The organism is Micromonospora pattaloongensis (assembly GCF_900107255.1).
Lineage (GTDB): Bacteria > Actinomycetota > Actinomycetes > Mycobacteriales > Micromonosporaceae > Micromonospora_I > Micromonospora_I pattaloongensis.
On the sequence record NZ_FNPH01000001.1, the window covers coordinates 32,551 to 49,008 of the forward strand.

The following is a 16,458-nucleotide window of genomic DNA, read 5'->3' on the forward strand; positions in this document are numbered from 1 at the left end:
ATCTCGTCTGGGCCGGTATGGCCTAGACGTTGCCCGAACGCGTTGTCACCAAACCCACTCCGCGCGGCGTACTACGACCGTCTGTCGGAGATCGCCGGGCGTCGCCGGTACGCTCGTGCGCATGAAGCGGCTGTTGACCCCGGCGTGGATCGTCCGCCACGTGGTCGCCGTCGTCCTCGTCGTGGCGTTCCTGCTGCTCGGCTGGTGGCAGATCAGCCGGGCGGCCGGAGGCAACACGCTGAGTTGGGCGTACGCGGTCGAGTGGCCGGTCTTCGCGGGGTTCGTCGTGTTCGTGTGGCTCCGGGAGTTGCGCCACACGCTGGCCGGGGAGCCGTCGCCGGCCGCGGAGCCCGACCCGCCGACGGAGGCCGGCTACCGTCGCCCGGTCCGGAGCAACCGTGTGCCGGCGCCGGTGCCCGACAACGGCGGCGACGCCGAGCTGACCGAGTACAACCGCTACCTGGCGTGGCTGAACGAGAACCCGGGCGCCCGGCCCGGCGACTACCCCGGCTGATCGCCGGCAGGAAGGAACGGAACCGACGTGGGCGCTGCCCTGACCCGATACCGCCTGATCGCCTACATCGTCGGCGTCGTGCTGATCGCGCTCGTGGTGATCGGGATGCCGCTGAAGTATCTGTTCGATCAGCCGGTGGTCGTCGAGACCATCGGCCCGGCGCACGGCTTCCTCTACATGGTCTACCTGGTCGCGGCGTTCGACCTCGCCCGGCGGGGCAACTGGTCGCTCAAGCGGATGGCGCTCGTGATGCTCGCCGGCACCGTTCCGTTCGTGTCGTTCTACGCCGAGCGGGTCGTGACGCGGTGGGCGCGCCCGAGCACCCCGGCCGAGCCGGAGAAGGTGCCGGTCACACGCTGACCCGGGCCACCGCCGGCTCGGTCAGGCTGCCGAGCCAGAGCCGGTCGCCGTCCTGCCGCACCCCGGTCACGAACCGGTAGCTCCCGCTCGGCCCGTGCAGCGTCCGCAACACCCGCCCGGCCCCGTCGACGAGCGCGACGAGGCCGTACCGGCGGGGTTGCGGCTGCAGCGCGTCCGGCAGCAGCGCCGCCAGCTGCCGGATGAAGGGGTACGGCAGCAGCCGCTCCTCGATCGGCAGTCGCGGGCTGGGCAGCGCCACCCAGTAGGTGCCGTCGCCGACGGCGGAGAGGTTGTCCGGGTAGGCCGGCAGGTCGACGAGTTCGGTCACGGCGCCGTCCAGGGTGACCCGGAGCAGCCGGTGCGTGCTCGTCTCGGCGACCACCAACGCCGACCCGTCCGGGGTGAGCGCCACCCCGTTCGGGAAGTACAGCCCCGTCGCCAGCACGTCGACCGCCCCGCTGCCCGGGTCGTAGCGCAGCAGCCGCCCGTTGGGCCGGTGTTCCAGCAGATCGCGCTTCCAGGTGTGCACCCCGTACCGGTCGGAGCTGTCGGTGAAAAAGACGGCGCCGTCGGCGGCGACGGCCGCGTTGTTGCAGAAGCGCAGCGGCGCGCCGCCGGCCGCGTCGGCGAGCTTCGTCACCGCGCCGTCGGCGCGGACCCGCAGCAGCCCCCGCTCGGCGTCGCAGACCACGAGGCTGCCGTCGGTCGGATCGAGCTCGATGCCGAGCGGGCGCCCGCCGGTCTCCGCGAGCTGCTCGGGCTCGTCCCCCGGCCGTGCGCCGGCCGCCCAGCGCCACAACCGCCCGTCGTCGCCGCCCGTGACGAGCCGCCCCTCATCGTCGACGAGGACGTCCTCGGGCCCGACTCCGCTGGGCAGTGTGAACCGCTCGACGGAGTCGAGCCGCAGGTCGAGCGGGGCCCAGTCGCCGTCGAGCGGCGGCGGGACGGTCGCGGGCGCCTTCGCGGCGCGGATCCAGCGGGGCGCGGAACGTGAGTCCATCGTCCGTATTGTCACGTCCCGGCCTTGTCGGGGGAATGCCCGATCGCTAATGTTCTCGCGGCGCGCAGGTGGTGCACATCAACCACAGAAGCCCGCACGGACACGATCCGGATAATCACCGCGAATTTAACAATCGCCGCTATACAGGCGTGCGCGCAACCGCACGCCCGGTCGGGCGCCGCGGCGCGCCCGGCCGGTGGAGACTGCCGCAAGGAGCGCAGGATGGCCCAGATCGGTGCCCGGGGTACAACGGCCTGGCGCAAGAGCAGCCGTTGTGACTCCCACCAGTGCGTCGAGGTGGCGCTCGGCGACGGTGCCGCGGTGCGGGACTCGGCGTCCCCGGACCGCCACCTCAGCTTCCCCGCGCCCGCCTGGCGCCGCTTCATCGCCACCCTCCGAGCCGCCTGATCCGCGTGATCAGGGGACCGCTCGGGCGTGTCGCCGGCGCGCGGTGATCCGCGCCCCTGATCACGCGGATCATCACGGTCACGCGGAAAAGGCGAAACCTTCTCGGTGTACCCTCGGGGCCGCCCGGCCGGGGCGATTTCGGCTTCGTCACGCGGTGGTCCATCGCGTTCTCCGAGGGGTGCGTCCGATGACGACCGTGCAGGGACCGACCGTCGGGCGACGGCGGCTCCGCTCGGCGCTGCGCCGCGCCCGCGACGCCGCGGGCATGACCCAGGAGCAGGTCGCCGCCGCGATGGACTGGTCACTGTCCAAGGTGATCCGGATCGAGGCGGGCAGCGTCTCGGTCTCCACGAACGACCTCAAGGCGCTGCTCCAGCACTACCGGCTGACCGACCCTCGGCAGGTCGCCGAGCTGGTGGAGTTGGCCCGCGCGTCCCGCCGCCGCGCGTGGTGGTCGCAGTACCGGGAGGCGCTCGCGCCGAGCTACGCCGCGCTGATCGGGCTGGAGGCCGAAGCCGTCGGCCTGCGGTTCTTCCAGGCAGCGGGGATCCCCGGCCTGTTGCAGACCGAGGCGTACGCCCGCGCCATCTTCGCCGCCGCCGTCCCGCCGGAGCAGGCGGGCCCGGACGATGTGGACGTCGCCGTGGAGATCCGGCTGCGCCGCCAGCGGGAGGTGCTGGGGCGGCCGGAACCACCGGCGATGCACGTGGTGCTCGACGAGGCGACGCTGCGCCGGCAGACCGGCGGGGCGGCGTGCCTGCGCGAGCAGTTGCGGCATCTGGTGGCGATGGCGACCTCCGAGCGGGTGACGATCCAGGTGCTGCCGTTCACCGCGACGGACTATGCGGTCGCGGCGCCGTTCACGGTCCTGGAGTTCGCCGACCCGGACGACAGCGACGTCGTGTACGTCGAGGCGGCGATGGTCCAGGACGTGATCGACAATCCGGACGCGGTGAAGCCGTACCAGGCGATGTTCCGGCGGCTGCGGGACAAGTCGCTGAGCGCGACGGCGTCGCTGGCCCTGATCACGAAGATCGCCGACGAACTGCGGTGATCCGCCGGCGTCCCGACCGCGGAGTCAGCGTGGACGCGGCACCCACACCTGGCTCGAGGCGATCGGCTCGGCGATGCCGCCCAGCCGGGTCACCTCCTGCGCGCGCAGCAGCGCCCGCGTCACCTGGCCGTACTGGCGCTCCTCGTCGGTGCTGAACAGCAGCGTGTTCAGCCCGTGGTAGTAGCCCCAGAGCTCGTACGACCTGGGCCGGAGCCGGTGGCCCGCCCAGGCCAGCGCTCCGGGCACGAAGGCCGCGACGGCGAGCGCGAGGTACGTCGCCCCGCTGAGGTGGTCGAGGCCGCGGAAGCCCAGCGCCGCCCCGACGACCACCAGGACGACCGCCGTGGCGCCGACCGCGCGCGTGGTCAGCCGATCCCGGGAGCCGCGTACGGTCTGCAGGTTGCTCAGCTCGCGCACCGCGAACCGACGTTCCGCGACGACGAACCATTCCGGCGTGACGCGGATGCCGGGCTGACGGTAGAGCAGCGCCGGCTTCCGCTCCATTACATGATCGGGCGTAACGGATTGTGCACCTGGTAGGCGCGGATTGTCGCGGGTAGCATGCACGTGTGCCTCCCACGGCTCGTGCGGCGGGCTGGTGTGGTGGTTTCTCCAGATCGGCACCTGGTGGCAGCCAGGTGCCGATCACCTTTTCGGACGCGGTGTTTCGGTCTCGTGTCCATTGTGCAAAGAGCAAGCTCGACAGCGGAAGGTGTGCAATCTGCTACCTGGCAGATTGGCAGCGGGCAGGAAGCCGCCTGGACAGTGATTTGCGCCTTCCGTTGCCTTTTGCCGTGGGCGACGCTCGCGTTCGGCGCGCCAAGAGCGACGAAACCGGCAAACAGCCGCCGCGACCCGATCGCCACGGGCGGACGTGAGGGCGGGCGGTGTGACGCGCCCCGAACCCCGCGGCGGGTGACGGGCGTGCGGGGTGTTGTGACGCTTCGACGTGGAGTGCGTACGTTCAGCGATAAGGACATTCCGCCGATCGGCCCCTTGTGCGGCAGATCGCCCCGGAGTCACTTCCGCGTCCCGTACCGCGCAGCTAGGTTGGAAGTGCTGGTCCGGTAGGCAGTCGCCCCAATCGGGTGGCGCCGGCCCGGCGCTGCCGAATCGTCGCCCGCCGCCACAGAGAGTCGCACGACGGCGCCCGCGGGCATACGGCGAACCGGGGACCCACCTTGCACCATCGGGGTGAATCCGCGCCCGGCGCGCGGTAGGGCGATCTTTCCCGCCCGAATCCGTCAGCTAACCCGGTAGGCGGCCAGGGGAAGAAAGGTTCTGCCTGTTTTGTCATCCTCACGGATGCTGCTGCGCGCCGTCCTGCTTACCGGCCTGTCGATCGGCCTCGTCGCGCCCGCCACGGCGGCCGCGGCCGAGCCGTCACCCGCGCAGCTCACGCAGCAGATCACCACGTACTCGGTCCAGCTGGAAAAGGTCGTCGAGTCCTACAACCGGCTGAACGAGGAGAGAAAACAGACCAAGGCCGCGGCGGACGCGCTCGCCAAGAAGCTCGCGCCGCTCGAGCAGCAGCTGGGCACGGCCCGCTCCGAGCTCGGCGAGCTGGCCTCCACCGCCTACAAGAACGGCGGGCTGAGCACGGCCGGAGCGCTGTTGGACGCCGAGAGCGACACGTTGCTCAGCCAGCTCGGGGCGCTCGACCAGCTCGCCCGCAGCCGCCAGGAGCGGGTCGACGGGTACACGGCGACGCGCCAGCGGTACGACACCGAGCAGAAGCGGCTCAGCGCGGCGCTGGCGCGCCAGAACGCGCAGGCGAAGCAGCTCGGGGCACGGAAAAAGAAGATCGAGGCCCAGCTCGACAAGCTGTACGAGATGCGCCGCAACGCCTACGGCTCGGCCACCTCGGCCGGCTCCGGCTACCGCGGTCCGGTTCCGTCGGTGCTCGGCTCGGCCGGCGTCGCGGTGCGCTACGCGTACGGCGCGATCGGCAAGCCGTACGTCTGGGCCGCCGAGGGGCCGGGCGGGTACGACTGCTCCGGGCTGACGCTCGCGGCCTGGCGGGCGGCGGGCACGTCGTTGCCGCACAACACCGAGATGCAGTGGAACGTGGTGAGCCACATCAGCCGTTCCGCGCTGAGCCCCGGCGACCTGGTGTTCTACAGCGGGCTGGGCCACGTCGCCCTCTACGTGGGCGGCGGCAAGGTGATCCACGCACCGACCTTCGGCGAGAGCGTCACGCTCGCCAGCGTGGACATGATGCCCCCGATGGGCTACGGCCGAGTCCGCTGACCCCGCCCCACCGGATCCGCTCCGTTGATCAAGGGATCGGCGGCCCGGAAGGGCCTACTTCCCGCCGCCGCCCCCTTGATCAACGCGGATTTCCGGGAATACGGCGAACGGCCGGCGTCCGATTGGACGCCGGCCGTTCGCCGTTTTCGCCGCGCGGTGCGCGGACTGATCAGGCGGCCTGCAGACCCTCGGCGCGGGCGAGCTCACGGAGCCGCCCCAGCGCCTGGATCTCGAGCTGCCGGATCCGCTCCCGGGAGAGCGAGAAGCGCGACGCGACCTCGGTGAGCGAGTGCTCCCGCCCGTCCTCCAGCCCGTAGCGCGCCCGCATGATGCCCGCGGAGCGGTCGTCGAGGTGGTTGAGCAGACCCTCGATGCGCTGCCGCTCGAGCGCGGTCAGCACGATCTCCTCCGGCGACGGGGCGTCGCTGTCGGCGACCAGGTCACCGAGGTTGGTGTCGCCGTCGTCGCCGACCGGGGTGTCCAGGGACACCGTGTCCTGCGACCAGCGCACCAGCTCGTGGACCCGCTCGACCGGCACGCCGAGCGCGGCCGCGATCTGCTCCGGCTCGGGGTCCGAGCCGAGCTCACGGGTGAGCTGACGGGCGACGTTGCGCATCCGGTTGACGTCCTCGACCAGGTGCACGGGGAGTCGCACGGTGCGCTCCTGCTGCGCGATCGCCCGGCTGATCGCCTGGCGGATCCACCACGTCGCGTACGTCGAGAACTTGTAACCGCGCTCGTAGTCGAACTTCTCCACGGCGCGGACCAGGCCGGTGTTGCCCTCCTGGATCAGGTCGAGCATCGGCATGCCGGACCGCACGTACCGTCGGGCGATCGAGACGACCAGGCGCAGGTTCGCGCGGATGAACAGGTCCTTGCCCCGAACGCCCTCGGCGACCAGACGCTCCAGTTCCTCGCGGCTGACGCCCTTGGGGAGCGTGCCCTCGTCGAGCAGGTGCTCGGCGTAGAGCCCCGCCTCGATGGCCTTGGAGAGGTCGACCTCCGCGGCCGCGTCCAGCAGCGGCGTCCGGGAGATTTCGTGCAGGTAGACGCCGACCAGGTCGCGCTCCTCGGCAACCTCGTCGGTCCGCATCACCACGTTCTTCTCCACGTTGCCCACGGTCCCCTCGTTTACCCGACGTACCCTCTTACCTGCGGTGCCCACGTTCATCAGCCCTCCCCCGTTCCGTCCGCTGCGGCGATGGCCGGCCCGTCGTGGCCGAAACCATGCCCGGCGGCGCTGACACCTACACAACAGCTGTGACGTGTCGGGGATTCCGTATCGTGAGTCGAAACTGTCACGAATGCCTGAGTAGTTGCTGGGAGTGCGGTTAGTGTTACCTGCAAAGCGCCCCTGATCAGGGCGTCTGTCGCGGGGCGCCACCCCGCGTCGGCCCCGGCTGCGCGTGCTTTTGTCCGATTAATCACATCATCGCCGCTGCGGTGGCCGCAGCGACCCGGGTCACTGGCCCACTGCGATCCTCGTCACTGCTCAGCAGTACGGTCGGCGGGCCCGAATGGTTCACCGCTCGGTCCCGGTCTACCCCGTCCCGAGAGAGAACAACCGGCACCGCGGGATGATGCCCGCGCTGCACCCGAACGGGTGAGGCCGGGGCGAGGCGGGTCGGCTAGCCGAGCAGCGCGAGCGCGTCGCGCACCTGCCGGGCGGAGCGGTCCAGCGCCGCGCGGGCGTCGGCGACCTTCGCGCCGGAGACGAGCGAGACGAGCGCGGTCTTCAGCTCGCCGTCCGCCTCGGTCAACGCCGCCGCGCAGACCTCCTCCGTCGCGCCGGTCGCCTCCATGAGGATCGAGATCATCCGGCCGCGCAGCTTCGCGTTGGTGGCGACCACGTCGACCATCAGGTTGGAGTAGACCCGTCCGAGCCGCACCATCACCGCGGTGGAGAAGGCGTTGAGCACCAGTTTCTGCGCGGTGGCCGCCTTCATCCGGGTGGACCCGGTGACGATCTCGGGACCGGTGTCCACGCCGATGAACACGTCGACCTCGTCGGCGACCCGCGCCTCGGGGTTCGCGCTCAGCAGCACCGTCCGCGCCCCGCCCTCCCGCGCGGCGCGCAGCGCCGCGAGCACGAACGGGGTACGGCCGCTGGCCGCCAGGCCGACCACGAGGTCACCGGCGCGCACGCAGTCCCGGGCCTCACCGGCGCCGGCCGGCTCGTCGTCCTCGGCGTCCTCGACCGCCCGCCACATCGCCGCGGGCCCGCCGGCGAGGTGCGCGCAGAACCAGTCGGGCGGGCAGTTGAAGGTCGGCGGCAGCTCGGCCGCGTCCAGCACGCCGAGCCGACCGGAGGTGCCCGCGCCGAAGTAGTGCACCCGCCGCCCGGCGCGCAGCGCGGCCACCGCGATGTCGACCGCGGCGACGATCTCGTCGAGCACGGCCGCGACCGCGACCGGCACCCGGCAGTCGGCATCGTTGATGACCCGCAGCACGTCGCGGGTGGACATCAGATCCAGGTCGGCGCTGTGTGGGTTGCGGCGTTCCGTCGGGGCCGACACCCGCACCCGGACCCGCCCGTCGTGTCCGTTCGGACGGTGCGGCACCGACGCGGCCGGGTCGGGACGCGGGGTGGCGGTCGCGGGACCGCCGCCCCCCTCCGTGGTCATCCCCGCCTCCGCGCGGCGCCCGTCCGGTGCTGCTGCACCGCGTCGGCGGTCACCTCCAGCGCGCGTCTGGCGCGATTGCGGTTGCGGGCGGCGACGCCGACGAAGAGGCAGTCGACGACGGTGAGCTGGGCGAGCCGGCTGGCCATCGCCCCGGACCGGTACGTCGTCTCCCGCGCCGCGGTGGTGAGCACGAAGTCGGCGACCTCGGTGATCGGGGCCCGCGGGAAGTTGGTCAGCGCCACCGTGGTGGCGCCGCGGGAACGCGCCTGCTCGAGCACCTCGATCGCGTCGGAGGTGGTGCCGGTGTGGGAGATGCCCACCGCGACGTCGCCCTTGCCGAGCAGGGCGGCGGAGGTCAGTGCGGTGTGCACGTCCGGAAAATAGAACGCGGTGCGCCCGATGCGGTGCAGCTTCTGCTGGAAGTCGGAGGCGACGAAGCCGCTGGCGCCGGCGCCGTAGATGTCGATCCGGCCGGCCGCGTTGATGGCCTCCACCACCCGTTCGCAGACCGCCGGGTCGAGCTGCTCGGCGGTCTCCTCGACCGCACGCGCGTCGTTGAAGGCGATCGTCGCGATGATCTGGGCGAGGTCGGCGCCGGGTGGGATGTCGCCGCCGACCACGCGGGCGTCCGGCGGCTCCACCCGGCGCGCCGCCTCGGCGGCGAGCCGGATGCGCAGCTGCGGGTAGCCCTCCATGCCGACCGAGCGGCAGAACCGGATCACGGTGGCCTCGGAGGTCTCCGCAGCCGTGGCGAGGTCCGTGATCGTCCGCCGCGCGGCGTCCGCGGGGTTGGCGACCACGAGTCGGGCGACGCGCTGCTCGGCCGGCGACAGCGACGGGAGCAGGCCGCTGATGTGCACGATCAGCCCACTCGACTCGCTGGTCGCAGAAACTTTCGCAGTCTTCGCCACACTTGAAACTTACTTTCACAATGCCCGGAGAGTCAACCACGACACCGGGTTCCTGCGAAAGTACGCCCGGCCGGCCGGCCCGCGGCCCCGTTCAGGCCCGCCGACCGTGCCATTCCCGCAGCACGTTCGTCTCGTCCTCGCGGGACAGACCGCCAGCCACGCCCGGCCGATGGGCCGCGCCGAGCCACTCCAGAGTCGCCCGGGCGGTCTCGGCCAACGGCCGGGTGGTCAGCCCCGCCGCGAGCGACGCCGAGACGTCGCGGGCCATGAACCCGGCGTACTCCGGCAACGGCAGCCAGAGCGGCAGCGCCCGCTCCCCCGCCCACGGGCGCACGTCGCGCTCGATGAGGAAGTCCTGATCGACCCAGGTGAGCCGGGGCTGCGGGCGACCGACCCCGGCCGCCACCGCGGCGAGGAACGCCGCGCGCGGCATCGGCGCGCCGATACCGTCGTACGTCCCGGCGAGCCCGGTCTTGCCGGCCCGCACCAGCCACCCGGCCAGGTCCGCCACGTCGACGCACTGCACCGGCGCGTCCGGGGTCCCGGGCGCCAGCACCTCGCCACCGTCGGCGAGCCGCCGCACCCAGTACCCGAAGCGCTCGGTCGGATCCTCCGGCCCCACGATCAGCCCCGCCCGGCAGACGAACAGCCGCTGTTCGTCCACGACCGCCCGGAAGGCCTCCTCGCACGCCACCTTGCATGGTCCGTACCACTGCTGGGCGTCGCCGGTCGGGTCGTCGATCTCCGGGGGCGGCGGTGGCAGCAGCGGCGTGGTCGCGACCGTCCCGCCCGGCGTGCCGTGGTCGGCGTAGACCGAGCCGGTCGAGACGTACGACCAGTGGCCGACCCGGCCGGCGAGCGCGGCGACCGCGTGCCGGGCGTGACTCGGGCGGCGCGTGACGTCCACCACCGCGTCGAAGGTCTCGCCCTCCAGCATGGACAACCCCTGCGGCGAGTCCCGATCCACGGCGACGAACCGGACACCCGGCACGGGCGTCCCCGCGACGCCGCGCGCCGCGCAGGTCACCTCGTGGCCGGCGTCGCGGGCGTGCCGGGCGACGGCCCGGCCGAGGAAGACGGTGCCACCGAGAACAAGAATCCGCATACGCCGATGGTGCGGCGCGACGTCGCCGCTGTCGGCACGCTTTCGCCGGCAGCGCAACGATTACGCGCTCCGCGTACCGGTACGGTGTCGCCATGCGACGGCGCAGTGTCCTGGTCACCGGCGGTACGGGCGGACTCGGCGGGGCGGTGGTGGCCGCCTTCGCCCAGGCGGGTTGGCGGGTGGTCGCGGCGGCGCGCTCCGCCGACGCCGACGCCGCGGGCCCGGTCGTGCCGGTCCGCGCCGACCTGACCGACGCGGCGGCGGTGGACCGGGCGGTGGCGGTCGCGGCCGGCGACCCGGACGCGCCGCTGCGGGCGGTGGTGAACCTCGTCGGCGGGTACGCGGCCGGCGGACGGGTGCACGAGACCGACGTGGCCGAGTTCGAGCGGATGATGACGCTCAACCTGCGCCCCACCCACCTGGTGACCCGCGCCGCCCTGCCCCACCTGATCGCGGCCGGCGGCGGCGCGGTCGTCTGCGTCTCGTCGCGCGCGGCGCTCGCGCCGTTTCCCGGGGCGGCCGGCTACGCCACCGCCAAGGCGGCGGTGTCGGCGTTCGCCGCCGCGGTCGCGGTCGAATACCGCCCCTTCGGCGTGCGCTGCAACACCGTCGTGCCGGGCGTCATCGACACCCCGGCCAACCGGGCCGCCCAGCCCGACGCCGACCACGGGCGCTGGGTCGACCCCGCCGACATCGCGCCCGTGATCCGGTTCCTCGCCGACGACGAGTCGGCGCCGACGACCGGGGCGGTGATCCCCGTCTACGGCCGCAGCTGACCCGCGGCCACCGGCTCCGGCCCGTCGGGCAGCCAGCCGCGCAGCTCCTCGTCGATCGCCCGGCTCACCTCGTCCGGGGTGCCGTTCGCGTCGACCACCACGAAGGTGCGCGACTCCGGCAGCGAACGGTAGGCGCAGGACGCCGCGGTCAGGAACTGCAGCGTCTCGGAGTCGGTGCCGCGCGCCTCGATCCGGCGCTGCGCCTCCTGCGGGTCGACGGTGAGCAGGAACGTCACGTCCGGCGGCGGGAAGACCGAGTACGCGATCCGCGCCACCGGCTCCCACTGCGGCGCGCCGTGCGAGCGGATGCTGGCGTACTGGCAGACGGCGTAGCGGTCCATCACCGCGACCCGGCCGCCGAGAATCGACCTCAGCACCGCGCGGGCGATCGCCAGCCAGCGCAGCGTGGACTCGACCAGCAGCAGGCCGGTGCGCCCCAGGAGTCGTTGCGCGTCACCGCGCCCCAGCCGCGCCGCGAGCCGGCCGAACCACCGCCGGCCCCCCGCGTTCTGCGCGTACATCGCCGGCACGCCGCGCTGCGTCAACGCCGCCGCCAGCCGGTGGGCCTGGGTCGTCTTACCCGACCCGTCCACGCCGATCAGCGCCACCGAGCGCAACCGCCCCCGGCGCGGCGCGCCCCTCCGAAGGTGCTCCCGAGATCCGACCATGCTCAGCAAGGCTACGAGGCGGCGACAACCGCGGATCGTGACGAAACGCCCGGTCGGGCGCGGACGGGTGGGTGCGGCACCGACGAAGCGGCGGGGGTCACAGCGCGCCATCGCCGCAGAGGCGGCCGCAGAGGTGTGAACGGGCAGACCCGCGGGTACCGGTTGATTCCCTACCGACACCGACCACGGGAGGCCAGGATGGCTCACCGCGGAGACGAGGGGCTGCTGCACACCCTCAAACGCGTCGCCGCCACGCTGAAGCAGTCGGACGTGCCGTTCGCGCTGGGTGGCAGCTTCGCCGTCTACGCCCACGGCGGCCACTCCAGCGACCACGACGTCGACTTCCTGATCCGCGAGGAGGACGTCGAACGGGCGCTGGCCGCGCTCGTCGCGGAAGGGTTCACCGCGGAGCGACCGCCGGAGGACTGGCTCGTGAAGGTGTACGACGACCAGGGCCGGATGGTGGATCTGATCCACCGCCCGGTGGAGACGCCGGTCACGGACGAGACGTTCGGCGACACGGTGACCCGCTGCGTCGACGCCATCCACATGCCGGTGCTGTCGGCGTCCCAACTCATGGTGCACAAGCTGCTGAGCTTCTCCCAGCACTACTGCGACTTCGCCCGCGGCCTTCCGCTGGCCCGCTCGCTGCGCGAGCAGATCGACTGGGACCGGGTGCGCAAGGAGACCGCGAACTCGCCGTACGCCGAGGCGTTCCTGGTGCTGCTGGACCGGCTCGACGTCGTGCCGTCCGACGGAAAGGAGCTCGCGGCGTGAGTGACGACAACGCGACCGTCAAACCGCTCGACGAGTACGCGGAGGCGGCGGTGCAGCGGCTGCTCACCGAGCACGCGCAGGTCGCCGAGCAGGGCATCACCGTGGTCCGCCGGGACCACACCCTGCTGCTCCGCGGCGAGGTCGCGAGCCCGCAGCGCCGGGACGAGATTCTGCGGCTGGTCACCGAGCACTTCCCCGACGTCACGATCGCCTGCGACATCGGGGTGACGCGGGCACCGGAACCGTCCGAGGTGGAGGAGCTGCCGTGATCCGCATTGCCGCCGTCGGCGACGTGCACATGGACGAGGACGTGCTGGGCCGCTACCGGCCGGCGCTGGAGCACCTGCCCGACCGGGCGGACGTGCTGCTGCTGGCCGGCGACCTGACGCGGCACGGCACCGAGTCGGAGGCGCGCTGTGTGGCCGCCGAGTTCGGCGGGCTGGGCGTGCCGGTGGTGACCGTGCTGGGCAACCACGACCATCATTGCGACCAGGTGCCGCAGGTGGTGAAGGTGCTGTCCGACGCCGGTATCACCGTGCTGGAGGGGAACAGCACCGTGATCGACGTCGGTGGCGTCCGGCTCGGTGTCGCCGGCGCGAAGGGCTTCGGCGGCGGCTTCGCCGGGCGGTGCGCCAGCGAGTTCGGCGAGCCGGAGATGAAGGCGTTCGTGCGCACCACCGGGGCGATCGCCGAGCGGCTGGGCACGGCGCTGCGCGAGCTGGACTGCGACGTACGGGTGGCGCTGACCCACTACTCCCCGGTGCCGGACACGCTCGCCGGTGAGCCGCTGGAGATCTATCCGTTCCTCGGCTCCTACCTGCTGGGTGAGGCGATCGACTCCGCGCCGACCGCGCTGGCCCTGCACGGCCACGCGCATCTGGGCAGCGAACGGGGCACCACGCCGGGGGGCGTGCGGGTCCGTAACGTCGCGCACCCGGTGATCAAGCAGGCGTACAGCGTGTTCCATCTGAGCGAGACCGAGCTGGCGGGATCCTCGACACAGGTTTCCGGCGCGGCCAGCGGGGTACATCAATAGCCATGGACCTTCTACTCTGGATTCTCGCAGTCGTACTGGTCGTGGCCGGTGTGCTCGCGCTGTTCCGCCGGCAGATCCTGTGGGGCGTCGTCCTCATCATCGTCGGGCTGCTGGTCGGCCCCGGCGGAGTCAGCATCTTCAGTTAACCGCCGCTCCCACTGCTATCCCCTCGTATTCCCCCCGTTCCATACCTCCCTCCGTATCCCCGGACCCGCCGGGGCCGTCGCATCCGGGCCTTCGTCCTCCCCGACTGGTGGACCCGGCCGCGGCGGCCCCGGCGCTCTCGTGTGGGCACCGGCCGCCCCTCCGTCACGGCCGGATGTCGCGTCGCCACCGGCCATTCGCGGTCGCCGGGTTTCTGAATCGTTACGGGCTCGTGCCCGTTCAGCGCTGGACGACGATCGCTGCAAGCGCTTACATGTGGTGACGCCCACAGTGACGGCGACCGGCGCGAGCCACCCGGCTCCGGGCGCCGGAGAGGAAGGAGGACGGCATGGCGGTCTTTTCCCGGCCCCGCCAAGCCCTCATGCTCGCCAGCGTGCTGGGCCTGGCCATGAGCGCCACGGCCTGCGGCGGCAGCGACGACAGCAAAAACAACTCGGGGTCCGGCGACTGCGCGGCCTACGAGCAGTACCAGGGCAACGACGGCAAGACGGTCTCCATCTACGCGTCGATCCGTGACGCCGAGGCCGACCTGCTGCAGCAGTCCTGGGAGGAGTTCAGCGACTGCACCGGCATCGAGATCGAATACGAGGGCAGCGGCGAGTTCGAGGCCCAGTTGCAGGTACGGGTCGACGGCGGCAACGCCCCCGACATCGCGTTCGTGCCGCAGCCCGGTCTGCTCGCCCGCTTCGCCGAGAGCGGCAAGCTCAAGCCGGCGTCGGCCGAGACCAAGACGATGGCCGAGAAGAACTACCCGGCTGACTGGCTGAAATACAGCACCGTCAAGGGCACCTTCTACGGCGCGCCGCTCGGCTCCAACGTGAAGTCCTTCGTCTGGTACTCGCCGAAGATGTTCGCCGAGAAGGGCTGGAAGGTCCCGACGACCTGGGCCGAGCTGATGACGCTCAGCGACCAGATCGCGGCCGCCGGCACCAAGCCGTGGTGCGCCGGCATCGAATCCGGCGACGCGACCGGCTGGCCGGCGACCGACTGGATCGAAGACCTCATGCTGCGTACGCAGACGCCGGAGGTCTACGACCAGTGGACCACCCACGGCATCCCGTTCAACGACCCGCGGGTCGCGGCGGCGGTCGACCAGGCGGGCCAGATCCTGAAGAACCCGAAGTACGTCAACGGCGGCTTCGGTGACGTCAAGACCATCGCCTCCACCTCGTTCCAGGAGGCCGGCACGCCGATCGTCCAGGGCAAGTGCGCGCTGCACCGGCAGGCGTCGTTCTACGCCAACCAGTGGCCGCAGGGCACCAAGGTCGCCGAGGACGGGGACGTCTTCGCGTTCTACTTCCCGGCCATCGACCCGGCCAAGGGCAAGCCGGTGCTCGGCGGCGGCGAGTTCACCGTCGCGTTCGCCGACCGGCCGGAGGTGCAGGCGGTGCAGACGTACCTCGCCTCGTCCGAGTACGCCAACAGCCGCGCCAAGCTCGGCAACTGGGTGTCGGCGAACAAGGGTCTGGACATCAACAACGTCAAGAACCCGATCGACAAGCTCTCCGTCCAGATCCTGCAGGACCAGCAGACCACCTTCCGGTTCGACGGTTCCGACCTGATGCCGGCCGCGGTCGGCGCCGGCACCTTCTGGAAGGGCATGGTCGACTGGATCAACGGCAAGGACACCGCGTCGACGCTCACCTACATCGAGAACTCCTGGAAGTGACCGCGGTGGTGGTCCGGCCCGGTCGACCGGGCCGGACCACCCGGCGGCAGTGGCTCGCACATCCCGCGGGGAGGGCGGATGAACTTCGACGTCGCGGCTGAGGCCGACAAACTCACGATGTTGGGCTACGGCCTGCTGGCCTTCGTCGTGGTCGTCGGCGGCCTGCTGCTCCTGCTCGACATCGTGCCGAGCTGGTTCGCCCGGCAGCGCGAGCAGCGCCTCGCGATGGCGGTCGCCGGCGTTGACCCGGCGGCGCCCCCACCGGCGCGGCGGAAGCCACGGGAATGGCTGTTCGGACTCTTCTTCCTGCTCCCGGCGGTCCTGCTGCTCCTCGTCGGGCTGGTCGTGCCGGCGATCCGCACCGTCCTGCTCTCCTTGATGGACGGCCGGTCGGAGAGCTGGGTCGGGCTCGACAACTACTCCTGGATGTTCTCCCAGGACGAGATCCTCAGCGTGCTGACCAACACGCTCGTCTGGGTGCTCCTGGTGCCGTTGCTGGCCACCTCGGTCGGCCTCATCTACGCCGTGCTGGTGGACCGGGCCCGACTCGAGTCGCTGGCCAAGGCGCTGGTCTTCATGCCGACCGCGATCTCGTTCGTCGGCGCCGGCATCATCTGGAAGTTCGTGTACGCCTACCGCGGCCCGGAACAGGAGCAGATCGGCCTGCTCAACCAGCTCGTGGTGGGGTTCGGCGGCGAGCCCCAGCAGTGGCTGCAGAACCCGCCGCTCAACACGCTCTTCCTGATCGTCGTCATGGTCTGGATTCAGGCCGGCTTCGCGATGGTCGTGCTCTCCGCGGCCATCAAGGCGATCCCCGCCGACGTGGTCGAGGCGGCCCGGCTCGACGGCGTGAACTCCTGGCAGATGTTCTGGCGGATCACGATGCCGAGCATCCGGCCCGCGCTGATCGTGGTCGTGGTCACCATCTCGATCGCCACGCTCAAGCTCTTCGACATCGTCCGGACGATGACCAACGGCAACTACGACACCAACGTCATCGCCACCGAGATGTACAACCAGGCGTTCCGGTACGGCCAGACCGGCCAGGGCTCGGCGCTCGCCGTGTTCCTCTTCGTCCTGGTCATCCCGATCGTGATCTACCAGATCCGTAACCTCCGGAAGCAGCGGGAGGCGTGACAGC

19 protein-coding genes and 1 riboswitch are annotated in these 16,458 nt (G+C 71.6%); of the genes, 12 read left to right on the plus strand and 7 right to left on the minus strand.

The features are described 5' to 3' along the window. Nucleotides 1-121: 121 nt before the first annotated feature. Together BLW47_RS00200 and BLW47_RS00205 are read left to right on the plus strand one after the other, a co-directional pair. Nucleotides 122-514 (plus strand): hypothetical protein, encoded by a 393-nt coding sequence (locus BLW47_RS00200; protein ID WP_091549907.1) that lies wholly within the window; start codon nucleotides 122-124, stop codon nucleotides 512-514. 27 nt (nucleotides 515-541) lie between these two features. Next, nucleotides 542-874 (plus strand): DUF3817 domain-containing protein, encoded by a 333-nt coding sequence (locus BLW47_RS00205; RefSeq protein ID WP_091549909.1) that lies wholly within the window; start codon nucleotides 542-544, stop codon nucleotides 872-874. Here the strand turns inward: BLW47_RS00205 and BLW47_RS00210 are convergent. Beyond that, nucleotides 864-1,874, minus strand: coding sequence for an SMP-30/gluconolactonase/LRE family protein (locus tag BLW47_RS00210; RefSeq protein WP_091549911.1), 1,011 nt, complete (start codon nucleotides 1,872-1,874; stop codon nucleotides 864-866). The genes BLW47_RS00205 and BLW47_RS00210 overlap by 11 nt on opposite strands. A 222-nt stretch (nucleotides 1,875-2,096) precedes the next feature. On the opposite strand from BLW47_RS00210, the gene BLW47_RS00215 reads away from it, so the two are divergent. Then, on the plus strand, nucleotides 2,097-2,282 hold the full coding sequence (locus BLW47_RS00215; protein ID WP_091549913.1) for a DUF397 domain-containing protein: 186 nt from the start codon (nucleotides 2,097-2,099) through the stop codon (nucleotides 2,280-2,282). Between the two features lie 187 nt (nucleotides 2,283-2,469). Next, nucleotides 2,470-3,336 (plus strand): helix-turn-helix domain-containing protein, encoded by an 867-nt coding sequence (locus BLW47_RS00220; RefSeq protein WP_091549916.1) that lies wholly within the window; start codon nucleotides 2,470-2,472, stop codon nucleotides 3,334-3,336. A 24-nt stretch (nucleotides 3,337-3,360) separates the two neighbouring features. Here BLW47_RS00220 and BLW47_RS00225 read toward each other — a convergent pair whose 3' ends face one another. Then, on the minus strand, nucleotides 3,361-3,840 hold the full coding sequence (locus BLW47_RS00225) for a DUF6232 family protein (RefSeq protein WP_091549918.1): 480 nt from the start codon (nucleotides 3,838-3,840) through the stop codon (nucleotides 3,361-3,363). Between the two features lie 633 nt (nucleotides 3,841-4,473). Further along, nucleotides 4,474-4,614, plus strand: a riboswitch (cyclic di-AMP (ydaO/yuaA leader). Between the two features lie 12 nt (nucleotides 4,615-4,626). Here BLW47_RS00225 and BLW47_RS00230 point away from each other — a divergent pair. Further along, nucleotides 4,627-5,586, plus strand: a complete 960-nt coding sequence (locus BLW47_RS00230; protein WP_091549919.1) for a C40 family peptidase — start codon at nucleotides 4,627-4,629, stop codon at nucleotides 5,584-5,586. Nucleotides 5,587-5,755: 169 nt separating this feature from the next. Here the strand turns inward: BLW47_RS00230 and BLW47_RS00235 are convergent, their stop codons facing one another. The 4 genes from BLW47_RS00235 to BLW47_RS00250 all read right to left on the minus strand — a co-directional run bounded on the left by BLW47_RS00235 (nucleotide 5,756) and on the right by BLW47_RS00250 (nucleotide 10,226). Beyond that, nucleotides 5,756-6,757, minus strand: coding sequence for a sigma-70 family RNA polymerase sigma factor (locus BLW47_RS00235; protein ID WP_091549921.1), 1,002 nt, complete (start codon nucleotides 6,755-6,757; stop codon nucleotides 5,756-5,758). A gap of 457 nt (nucleotides 6,758-7,214) precedes the next feature. Then, entirely contained in the window at nucleotides 7,215-8,210 is a 996-nt protein-coding gene (murQ, locus tag BLW47_RS00240) for an N-acetylmuramic acid 6-phosphate etherase (protein ID WP_091549922.1), read from the minus strand. Beyond that, complete coding sequence (locus tag BLW47_RS00245; RefSeq protein ID WP_091549925.1) at nucleotides 8,207-9,121, minus strand: MurR/RpiR family transcriptional regulator; 915 nt, start codon at nucleotides 9,119-9,121, stop codon at nucleotides 8,207-8,209. The genes murQ and BLW47_RS00245 overlap by 4 nt, the downstream gene beginning before the upstream one ends. A 91-nt stretch (nucleotides 9,122-9,212) precedes the next feature. Further along, nucleotides 9,213-10,226 carry an NAD-dependent epimerase/dehydratase family protein gene (locus BLW47_RS00250; protein ID WP_091549926.1) on the minus strand — a complete coding sequence of 338 codons (1,014 nt, stop codon included), beginning with the start codon at nucleotides 10,224-10,226 and terminating at the stop codon, nucleotides 9,213-9,215. A gap of 92 nt (nucleotides 10,227-10,318) precedes the next feature. On the opposite strand from BLW47_RS00250, the gene BLW47_RS00255 reads away from it, so the two are divergent. Further along, a complete protein-coding gene (locus BLW47_RS00255; protein WP_091549928.1) occupies nucleotides 10,319-11,002 on the plus strand; it encodes an SDR family NAD(P)-dependent oxidoreductase in 684 nt (227 codons plus the stop codon). Here BLW47_RS00255 and BLW47_RS00260 read toward each other — a convergent pair. Beyond that, on the minus strand, nucleotides 10,987-11,670 hold the full coding sequence (locus BLW47_RS00260; protein ID WP_091549930.1) for a dTMP kinase: 684 nt from the start codon (nucleotides 11,668-11,670) through the stop codon (nucleotides 10,987-10,989). The genes BLW47_RS00255 and BLW47_RS00260 overlap by 16 nt on opposite strands. Nucleotides 11,671-11,868: 198 nt before the next feature. On the opposite strand from BLW47_RS00260, the gene BLW47_RS00265 reads away from it, so the two are divergent. From BLW47_RS00265 to BLW47_RS00285, 6 genes are all read left to right on the plus strand, one after another. After that, nucleotides 11,869-12,447: a nucleotidyltransferase family protein gene (locus BLW47_RS00265; protein WP_091549932.1), complete on the plus strand. Its 579-nt coding sequence runs from the start codon at nucleotides 11,869-11,871 to the stop codon at nucleotides 12,445-12,447. After that, the gene (locus tag BLW47_RS00270; protein ID WP_091549934.1) at nucleotides 12,444-12,716 is read left to right on the plus strand and encodes a hypothetical protein; all 273 of its coding nucleotides are present in this window, start codon (nucleotides 12,444-12,446) and stop codon (nucleotides 12,714-12,716) included. The genes BLW47_RS00265 and BLW47_RS00270 overlap by 4 nt, the downstream gene beginning before the upstream one ends. Beyond that, nucleotides 12,713-13,483, plus strand: coding sequence for a metallophosphoesterase family protein (locus BLW47_RS00275; protein WP_091549935.1), 771 nt, complete (start codon nucleotides 12,713-12,715; stop codon nucleotides 13,481-13,483). The genes BLW47_RS00270 and BLW47_RS00275 overlap by 4 nt, the downstream gene beginning before the upstream one ends. Before the next feature lie 2 nt (nucleotides 13,484-13,485). Then, nucleotides 13,486-13,629 (plus strand): GPGG-motif small membrane protein, encoded by a 144-nt coding sequence (locus BLW47_RS24975; RefSeq protein WP_175543449.1) that lies wholly within the window; start codon nucleotides 13,486-13,488, stop codon nucleotides 13,627-13,629. A gap of 347 nt (nucleotides 13,630-13,976) precedes the next feature. Then, nucleotides 13,977-15,317: an ABC transporter substrate-binding protein gene (locus BLW47_RS00280; RefSeq protein ID WP_091549937.1), complete on the plus strand. Its 1,341-nt coding sequence runs from the start codon at nucleotides 13,977-13,979 to the stop codon at nucleotides 15,315-15,317. A 78-nt stretch (nucleotides 15,318-15,395) separates the two neighbouring features. Further along, nucleotides 15,396-16,454 (plus strand): carbohydrate ABC transporter permease, encoded by a 1,059-nt coding sequence (locus BLW47_RS00285; protein WP_091549938.1) that lies wholly within the window; start codon nucleotides 15,396-15,398, stop codon nucleotides 16,452-16,454. The last annotated feature ends 4 nt before the right edge of the window (nucleotides 16,455-16,458 follow it).